Origin of the sequence: Inquilinus limosus MP06, assembly GCF_000767795.1 — a bacterium.
GTDB lineage: Bacteria > Pseudomonadota > Alphaproteobacteria > DSM-16000 > Inquilinaceae > Inquilinus > Inquilinus limosus_E.
The window spans coordinates 19272-28467 of the sequence record NZ_JANX01000013.1; the positions used below are offsets into that span (position 1 = coordinate 19272).

Genomic DNA, 9196 nt, shown 5'->3' on the forward strand with positions numbered 1-9196 from the left:
GGCCCTATACCAGCTCGCGCACCGTGTCGGAGGCGACGGTCAGCGCGATCTTGCGCCGGGCCGGCGTGCCGCGGGCCAGCGCCTCCGCCAGATGGGCCGCCTGCTTCAATGTCGCCTTGGCCGGCATCGGCGGCTCATGCGGGTCGACCACCGCCTCGACCAGGGCCGGCCCCGGCGCCGCCATCGCGTCGCGCAGCACCTCGCCACAGCGCGCCGGGTCGTCCACCGACCAGCCGGCGATGCCGAAACCGCGCGCCACTGCGGCGAAATCGATCGGCTGCAGCTCGCAGACATATTCCGGGTTGCCCAGGAACACCATCTGCTCCCATTTGATCTGACCCAGGGCGTTGTTCTTGATCACCACGATCTTGATGTTCAGGTTGTACTTCACGCAGGTGGCCAACTCGCCGAGCAGCATGGTCAGACCGCCATCGCCGATGAAGCACACCACCTGGCGGTCGGGGTAGGCGACCGCCGCGGCGATCGCATAGGGCAGTCCGCAGGCCATCGAGGCCAGGTTTCCGGAGCAGGAGAACATCATCCCGTCCCGCATCGTCAGGTGCCGCGCCGCCCAGGTGGTGATGGTGCCGGAATCGGTGGCGACGATGGCGTCGTGGCGCAGCAGCTTGTCCAGTTCATGTGCCACCACCTGCGGCTTCATCGGCTTGTCCGGCCGTGTGCCGCGCTCGACCATCAGCGCGTTCCAGTCCTTCATCCCGGCCTGGGCCTTCGCCAGGAAGGACCGGTCGTCGCGGTGCTGCAGCCGCGGCAGCAGCGCCTCCAGCACCTTGCGCGCGTCCCCGACCAGGCCGGCCTCGACCGGATGGCGCAGGCCGATGCGCTGCGGGTCGAGGTCGATCTGCACCGCCCGCGCCTGGCCCGGCTTCGGGTAGTATTCGATATACGGGAAGGCGCTGCCGGCGATCAGCAGCGTGTCGCAATCCTCCAGCGCCTCCTGCGACGGCAGGGTGCCGAGCAGGCCGACGCCGCCGGTCGAATACGGGCTGTCATCCGGCAGCGCGCCCTTGCCGAGCAGCGGCTTGATCACCGGCGCGCCCATCCGCTCCGCCACCGCCTCCAGCACCTCGCGGGCGCCGAGCGCGCCGCGGCCGGCCAGGATCGCGGTCTTGCCGCCGGCATTCAGGATGGCGGCGGCCCGCGCCAGCTGATCCTCGCCCGGCATCTGGGCAGGGGGCGCCATGACGTCGGAGACATGGCCGGGCACGTTGCGCTCCGATCGCGTCGCCGCATCGACCGGCTGCGACTGCATGTCGACCGGGATGGTCACATGGGCCACGCCGCGGCGGGCCAGCGCCGTGCGGCAGGCCAGCTCGACCGCATTCTCGACGTGGTTCGGGCCCATGATCCGGACATTGTAGGCCGCGACATCGGCGAACAGCTTGTCCAGCTCGACATCCTGCTGGGTGAAGGTGTGCACCAGGTCGTGGAACTGCAGCCCGGTGATCGCCAGCACCGGCTGGCCGTCCAGCTTGGCGTCGTAGAGGCCGTTCAGCAGATGGATCCCGCCGGGGCCGGAGGTGGCGAGGCAGACGCCCAGCTTCCCGGTCCATTTGGCATAGGCGCAGGCGGCGAAGGCGGCGGCCTCCTCGTGCCGCACCTGGATGAAGCGGATGCGGTCCTGCCGCGTCCGCAGCGCCTCGATCACGCCGTTGATGCCGTCGCCGGGGATGCCGAAAATCGTGTCGACACCCCAATCGATCAGGGTTTCGACCAGGACGTCGCCAGCAGTGGGGCGGGCCATATCGCGTCTCCTGAGCTGGGAAGGCTGCGCGGCCGGGAAGGCCGGGTTCGTCTGGGCAACGGCACCGGGCAACGGGCCGTTCCGGGCGGCCTTCCGGCGCGACCTTAGGAAAATTCGTCGCACGGATCGTGCCGAACCGGCGGCTGGCCCTGTTGCTGAAACAGGATCCCACGGAGCGGCCGATGCCGCCGCCGGAACATGCCCCAGATCTTCTCCCCTGCTGCGGACACCTGGTTCCGCCTCGCGCTGGTCCTGACGGCGTTCCTGATCGTCGCTGCCGGGCTGCTGATCGGCGGCACCATGACCTCGAGCTACGCCACCCTGGTCGGCTGGCCGCAGAGCCAGCCGGTGCCGTTCAGCCACGAGCACCATGTCGGCGGCCTCGGCATCGACTGCCGCTATTGCCACACCACGGTGGAGACCAGCCCGCATGCCGGCCTGCCGCCGACCCATGTCTGCATGACCTGCCACTCCCAGATCTGGACCGACGCGCCGATGCTGGCGCCGGTGCGCGAGAGCCTGGCGAGTGGCCAGCCGATCCCCTGGGTCCGCGTCGCCCGGGTGCCCGACTACGTCTTCTTCAACCACTCGATCCACATCGCCCGCGGCGTGCCCTGCGCCGAATGCCATGGCCGGGTCGACCGGATGCCGCTGACCTATCGCGCCGAGCCGTTCCGCATGTCCTGGTGCCTGGACTGCCATCGCGACCCCGCCCCGCATCTGCGGCCGCCCGACCAGGTGACGCGCATGGACTGGTCCGGCTGGGGCCGGACCGACGCCGACAAGGCCTATGGCGCTGCGGCGATGAAGGCGTTCGACATCCATCCGGCCACGCTCGTGGCCTGCAATGTCTGCCACCGGTGAGGCCGCGATGACGCCGACACGCGATCCCCAATGGCGCGGCCTGGAGCAGCTCGAGGATTCGCCCGCGTTCCGGACCGCACTCGAGGCCGAGATTCTGTCACCGGGCGGCACCGAGGTCGGCCGACGGTCCCTGCTGCAGGCTATGGCAGCATCCCTCGCCCTCGCCGGCCTCGCCGCCTGCCAGGAGGACGAGCGCGCCCTGCCCTATGTCGAGGCGCCGGAGAACATCATCCCCGGACGGCCGAGATGGTACGCGACCTCGGTGCGGATGGCCGGCTGGGCCATGCCGGTGCTGGGCCGGACCGAGGCGGGACGGCCGGTCAAGCTGGAGGGGAATCCGGACCATCCGGCCAGCGGCGGCGCCACCGACGCCTTCACCCAGGCGGCGCTGCTCGGCCTCTACGATCCGACCCGCTCTCGCGGACCTCGCCATCTTGGGCAGCCGGCCAGCTGGGACGCCTTCGCCGCGGCGATCGCGGCCAATGCCGCGGCGCTGGACGCGCGCGGCGGCGAGGGTCTCCGGCTGCTGACCGGGACCGTCACCTCCCCGACCTTCGCCCGGCAATGGGCGGAGCTGGCGCGGCGCTGGCCCGGAGCCCGCCGGCACGTGTGGGAGCCGATCGGCGAGGATCTGCGGCTGCAGGCGGTGCGCCTGGCCTTCGGCCGGCCGCTGGCGGCGCGGCTGGATCCGGAGGCGGCGGAGGTGCTGGTCAGCCTGGATGACGACCTGCTCGGTCCCGGCCCGTACCAGACCCGGAACGCCCGTGCCTGGTCCCGCCGGCGGCAGGACTTCCAGCAAGGCCGGGGCGACAGCCTGCTCTTCATGGCCGAGCCGACGCCGAGCGCCACCGGCGCCGTCTCCGCGCACCGCCTGATCGCGGAGCCGCGGCGCATCGGGCTTCTGGTGCAGGCCATGGCGGCAGCGGTGGACGGCATGGCGACGCCGGACGGGCTGGATGCGGTAGAGCGCGGCTGGGTCGAGGCCGTCGCCGCCACCCTTCAGGCCCATGCCGGCCGGTCGCTGGTCACCGTCGGCGCCGGGCACGCGCCGGAGGTCCAGGCGCTGGCGCTGCTGCTCAACCGCCGCCTCGGCAATGTCGGCCGCACGTTGCAGTTGACCGAACCGATCCCGGCGTCGCCCCCGGAGGGCCTGCATTCGCTGGAGGAGCTGGCCGACGACATCGCGGTCGGCCGCGTCACCGCCCTCGTCCTCCTCGACACCAACCCGGTGCTGACCGCGCCCGGCGGGATCGACATGGCGGCACTGATCGGCCGGGTGGAGCTGTCCGTCCATGCCGGCCTGCATGCCGACGAGACCGCCGCCGCTTGCCGCTGGCATGTGCCGCTGCAGCACGACCTGGAAAGCTGGAGCGACGGCCGCTCCGCCGACGGGCTGATCTGCCTGATCCAGCCGCTGGTCCGGCCTTTCTACGACGTCCGCTCCGCCCATCAGCTGCTCGACATGCTGGGCGGCCGGTTCGACCGGACCGATCACGACATCGTACAGGAGACCTGGCGCCAGGCCTGGGGGCAGGATTTCGATTCCCGCTGGACCGGCGCCCTCAGCCGCGGTGTCGTGCCGGACAGCGCGCCTGCCGCGGTCGAGGTGCAGGCGGGCGAGGCGCCGCCGATCCGGCCTGCCGCCGAAGAGCGCGGCCTGACCGTCCTGTTCCGGCCGGAACCGTCGCTCTGGGATGGCCGCCACCGCGGCAACCCCTGGCTGGAGGAGCTGCCGCGGCCCCTGACCAAGGTGACCTGGGACGAGGTCGTGCTGGTCGCGCCCGCCCTGGCCGCCGCGCATGGCCTGCGAAACGGCGACGAGGTGCGGGTCGCGATCGGCGACGCGGCCGTGACCGGGGCGGCCTGGATCATGCCGGGCCAGGCGCCGGGCACGGTGGTGCTGACGCTCGGCGGCAGCAGCTACAATGCGGCCCGGCTGCGCGGCGGCGACGGCTTCCAGCACCGCGCCGGCGCCACCCTGGAACCGACGGGAAATTGGCGCGAGATCGCCACCACCCAGCTGCATGGCGCGATGGACGGCTTCGACTTCGTCCGCCTGGTGGATCGCCCGGACGCCGCGGCCGGCGAGAAGCGCGAGGCGCCGAGCTTCTACCCCGCCTGGCCGCAGGAGGACGGGCCGGCCTGGGGCATGTCGATCGACCTCGATTTGTGCATCGGCTGCAACGCCTGCGTCGCCGCCTGCACGGCGGAGAACAATATCGCCATGGTCGGGCGCGAGCAGGTGGCGATGGGCCGCGAGATGTTCTGGCTGCGCATCGACCGCTACTGGCAGGGCGACCCGGCGGCGCCGCGGATCCATTTCCAGCCGGTGCCCTGCATGCATTGCGAGCAGGCGCCCTGCGAGATGGGCTGCCCGGTGAACGCCACGGTGCACAGCCCGGACGGGCTGAACCAGCAGGTCTACAACCGCTGCATCGGCACCCGCACCTGCTCCTCCTACTGCCCGTACAAGGTGCGGCACTTCAACTGGTACGACTTCACCGCCGACGACCCGCCGGAGCTGCGCGCCGCCCGCAATCCGGACGTCACCGTGCGCAGCCGCGGCGTGATGGAGAAATGCACCTACTGCGTGCAGCGGATCAGTGCCGCCCGCATCGCCGCCAAGATCGAGAACCGCCCGGTCCGAGACGGCGACACCGTCACCGCCTGCCAGCAGGCCTGCCCGGCTCAGGCCATCGTCTTCGGCGACATCCGCGACCCCGGCAGCGGCGTGAGCCGCCGCAAGGCGTCGCCCCGCGACTACGCCCTGCTGGAGGAGGTGAACACCCGTCCCCGCACCACCTATCTGGCCCGCATCGCGGCGGCCAGGCCCGGTTCGGGAGAGACGGGATGACCGACGCCACGGCGAAGATCACCCGAATCCCGCTGGCCTATCCGCAGCAGCGCAACTGGGCGCTGCTGTTCGGCGGCGCCTGCGCCCTGCTGCTGCTGTTCCTGGTCTCGGCCGGGGTGCTGTTCTGGTGGGGCGTCGGGGTCTGGGGCAACGACATCCCGGTCAATTGGGGCATCGCCATCTCCAACTACATCTGGTGGCTCGGCATCGGCCATGCCGGGACGCTGATCTCGGCGATGCTGCTTCTCCTGAACGCGCATTGGCGCAACTCGCTGAACCGCTTCGCCGAGGCGATGACGCTGTTCGCCGTGGTCTGCGCCGGGCTGTACCCGATCCTGCATCTCGGCCGGCCTTGGCTGTTCTACTGGATGGCGCCCTACCCCAACACCATGGGCCTCTGGCCGCAGTTCAAGAGCCCGCTGACCTGGGACTTCTTCGCCGTCCTCACCTACCTCACCGTCTCGGTGCTGTTCTGGTACATCGGCATCGTGCCGGATCTCGCAGCCGTGCGGGACCGGGCAAAGGCGCGCTGGGCGCAGGTCTTCTATGGCGTCGCCGCGCTGGGCTGGCGCGGCCAGGCGACCCACTGGATGCGCTGGCGCCAAGCCTATCGGCTGACCGCGGCGATCGCGGTGCCGCTGGTGGTCTCGGTGCATTCCGAGATCTCGCTGCTGTTCGCCGCCGGGCCGATCCCGGGTTGGAACTCCACGGTCTTTCCGCCCTATTTCGTGCTCGGCGCCGCCTTCTCCGGCTTCGCGGTGGTCAGCATGATCGCGGTGGCGCTGCGCCATGCGCTCGGCCTCGAGCGGTTGGTGACGGCCCGGCATCTCGACCTGCTGGGCAAGCTGCTGCTGGCGACCGGGCTGATGACCGCCTATGGCTACCTGGCCGAGGTGTTCGACACGCTGTATGGCGGCGACCCGCAGGAGCTGCAGACGTTGGCAGACCGGCTGACCGGGGCCTATGCCTGGAGCTATTGGGGCGCGGTCCTGTGCAACTTCCTGCCGCTGCAGCTGCTGTGGTCCCGCCGCGTGCGGCGCCACCCGGCCCTGCTGTTCGCCATCGGCCTGTCGGTCGCCATCGGCATGTGGTTCGAGCGCTTCATGCTGCTGGTGACCACGCTGTACCGCGACTATCTGGTCTCGTCCTGGGGCGACTACGCGCCGAGCTTCTGGGAGTGGAGCCTGTTCGCCGGCATGTTCGGCGTGTTCCTGGTGCCGTTCCTGCTGTTCGTCCGCTTCCTGCCGGTAATCTCCGCCTTCGAGGTCGAGGAGACGCGGCACGAGGAGCGGCAGGAGGCCCGCCATGGCTAGGCCCGCCTCCCCTCGCCCAGAAAGCGTCGCGCTGCTGGCCGAGTTCCGCACGCCGGAGCACCTGCTGGAGGCGGCGAAGCAGGCCCGCAAGGCCGGCTTCCGCCGGATCGACGCGACATCGCCCTTCCCGGTGGAGGGGCTGGCCGAGGTCCTCGGCTTCCGCGACAACCGCGTGCCGCTGCTGACCCTGGCCGGCGGGGCGTTCGGCGCCCTGCTCGGCTACGGCATGCAGGTCTTCACCAACCACGACTTCCCGCTCGATGTCGGCGGTCGGCCGCTGGTCGCGCCGCCGGCCTTCACCCTGATCACCTTCGAGCTGATGGTGCTGTTCGCGGTGCTGGCCGGGATCACCGGCATGCTGGCGCTGAACCGACTGCCCCGGCTGAACCATCCGTTGTTCGAGGTGGAGACCTTCCGGCTGGACTCGCCGGACGCGTTCTTCCTGATCGTCTTCGCCGACGATCCGCGTTTCGACCGGGCACGCCGTTTCCTGGAGGAGCTGGATCCGGTGCGCGTCGACGCGGTGCCGCCGGGGGAGGAGCCGGCATGAAGCGCCTGCCCCTGGCCCTGCTCGCGCTGCTGGCCGTGGCCGGCTGCAACGACATGGACAGCCAGCCTCGCGACAAGGACTACGGCGCCGCCGAGCTGTTCCCGGACGGCAAGACGCTGCAGGCGCCGCCCGACGGCACCGTCTCCCGCGACCAGGCGGCGCTGACCGCGGCACTGCGGGACCGTCCCCCGATGACGGCAGAGCTGCTGCGGAGGGGGCAGCAGCGCTATGCCATCTTCTGCGTCCCCTGCCACGATGCGGCCGGCACCGGCCACGGCACGGTGCCCGACCGCGGCTTCCCCAACCCGCCCAGCTTCCACATCGACCGGCTGCGCCGAGCGCCGCCGGAGTACATCGTCGACGTGATCACCCACGGCCACGGCGTCATGTACGCCTATGCCGACCGGGTGCCGCCGGCCGACCGCTGGGCCATCGTGGCCTATATCCGCGCGCTGCAGCTGAGCCGGGACGGGCCGGTCGCCGCCCTGCCCGAGGACCAGCGAAGGCGGCTGGAGGCCGAGCATGGCGGCTAGCGCGTACATCCGGACGTCGGGCATCGCCGGCGCCGCCTGCTGCGTTCTGGCGCTGGCGGCAAGCCTGCTCTATCCCGCCGCGGCGCTGCGGGGCTGGCTCACCGCCGCTGCCTTCTGCACCGGCGCGCCGATCGGCGCGGTGCTGCTGGTGATGATGATGCGGCTGATTCCGGGCGCCTGGGCCGGGGCGCTGATGCCGGCAGCGGAGGGGCTGACCCTGCTGCTGCCGCTCGCCGCCCTCGCCTTCCTGCCGGTCCTGGCCGGCCTCGGTGCGATCTATCCCTGGGCCGGCGACGGCGCGCTCAACGGCTTCCAGGCCGGCTACCTGACGCCCTGGTTCTTCGCGCTGCGGACCATCGCCTGGTTCGCCGTGCTGATCGGGCTGGCCGTCCTGCTGCTGGCGCGGCGCCACGCCTCCGTCCCGGTCGCCTGCGCCGGGCTGGTGGTCTGCACGCTGTCCGGCGCGGTGATCGCGGTCGATTGGGTGCTGTCGCTCGACCCGTCCTTCCACTCCTCCGGCTTCGGCTTCTACTGGCTGTCGGTCCAGATGACCGTCGCCCTGGCAACGGCAATGCTGGTCGCGCCCGATCCGCTGCCGGAGCAACGGCCGGTGCTCGCCGGCCTCCTGCTGACCGCCCTGCTGCTCTGGGCCTATCTCGCCTTCATGCAGTACGTGATCCTCTGGTCCGGCAACCTGCCGCAAGGGGTGCGCTGGTATGACAACCGCAGCGGGCCCGGCTGGGCCGCGGTGCTGTGGACGGTGGCGTTGCTGCATCTGGCGCCGACGCTGCTGCTGATGCTGCCCCGCATGCGTGGAAGTGCGCTGGTGGTGCGGTGGCTGGCGGCCACCGTGCTACTGGGCAAGGCCGTGGAATGCGCCTGGCTGGTGCTGCCGGGCGGCGATGCCGTCGATATCCGCATGGGCGGCCCGGCCTTCGCGCTGGCGGCTGCCGGCATCGGCCTGCTCCTGCGTGCCGCCTATCCCACCGCCGTGGCCTGGCGCGAGCGGATCAGCCGTGAGGCTCGGCCGGGAGAGGCATCGTGAAACGGTCCCGTCTCCCCTCGTCGCCCCCGGCGGACGACATTCCGGCCCGGCCGATCCTGCTGGCGGGGCTGGGCCTGTTCTTCGCCTTGCTGCTCTCCGCCGGGCTGGTCGCGGCGATGCTGGGCACCTTCCAGCACGCCCGGCCGGTCGCCGAGGCGCCACCCCAGCCGGTGCCGTCTCCGCCGCGGCTGCAAGCCAACCCGGCCGCGGACCGCATCGCGGCTGAGACCCGGGGGCGGGCCGAGCTGCAGGGCACCGCCTGGGTCGACCGCGCC

8 protein-coding genes are annotated in these 9196 nt (G+C 71.4%); 7 read left to right on the forward strand and 1 reads right to left on the reverse strand.

The window, feature by feature from the left end:
* Window positions 1-4: 4 nt before the first annotated feature.
* Window positions 5-1762 (reverse strand): thiamine pyrophosphate-dependent enzyme, encoded by a 1758-nt coding sequence (locus tag P409_RS02670; protein ID WP_034831506.1) that lies wholly within the window; start codon window positions 1760-1762, stop codon window positions 5-7.
* Window positions 1763-1960: 198 nt separating this feature from the next.
* Here P409_RS02670 and P409_RS02675 point away from each other — a divergent pair, with 198 nt between their 5' ends.
* The 7 genes from P409_RS02675 to P409_RS02705 all read left to right on the forward strand — a co-directional run.
* The gene (locus tag P409_RS02675; RefSeq protein ID WP_034831507.1) at window positions 1961-2626 is read left to right on the forward strand and encodes a cytochrome c3 family protein; all 666 of its coding nucleotides are present in this window, start codon (window positions 1961-1963) and stop codon (window positions 2624-2626) included.
* A gap of 7 nt (window positions 2627-2633) precedes the next feature.
* Window positions 2634-5480, forward strand: a complete 2847-nt coding sequence (locus tag P409_RS02680) for a Fe-S cluster-containing hydrogenase (RefSeq protein ID WP_152613213.1) — start codon at window positions 2634-2636, stop codon at window positions 5478-5480.
* Complete coding sequence (gene nrfD / locus P409_RS02685) at window positions 5477-6793, forward strand: NrfD/PsrC family molybdoenzyme membrane anchor subunit (RefSeq protein WP_034831509.1); 1317 nt, start codon at window positions 5477-5479, stop codon at window positions 6791-6793. The genes P409_RS02680 and nrfD overlap by 4 nt, the downstream gene beginning before the upstream one ends.
* Window positions 6786-7343 carry a DUF3341 domain-containing protein gene (locus P409_RS02690; protein ID WP_052119945.1) on the forward strand — a complete coding sequence of 186 codons (558 nt, stop codon included), beginning with the start codon at window positions 6786-6788 and terminating at the stop codon, window positions 7341-7343. The genes nrfD and P409_RS02690 overlap by 8 nt, the downstream gene beginning before the upstream one ends.
* On the forward strand, window positions 7340-7876 hold the full coding sequence (locus P409_RS02695) for a c-type cytochrome (protein ID WP_034831510.1): 537 nt from the start codon (window positions 7340-7342) through the stop codon (window positions 7874-7876). Before P409_RS02690 ends, P409_RS02695 begins: the two co-directional genes overlap by 4 nt.
* On the forward strand, window positions 7866-8921 hold the full coding sequence (locus P409_RS35970) for a hypothetical protein (protein WP_052119946.1): 1056 nt from the start codon (window positions 7866-7868) through the stop codon (window positions 8919-8921). Before P409_RS02695 ends, P409_RS35970 begins: the two co-directional genes overlap by 11 nt.
* Window positions 8918-9196, forward strand: a 279-nt coding sequence (locus P409_RS02705) for a hypothetical protein (protein WP_034831511.1), incomplete at its 3' end; no start/stop codon positions are given. The genes P409_RS35970 and P409_RS02705, both read left to right, overlap by 4 nt.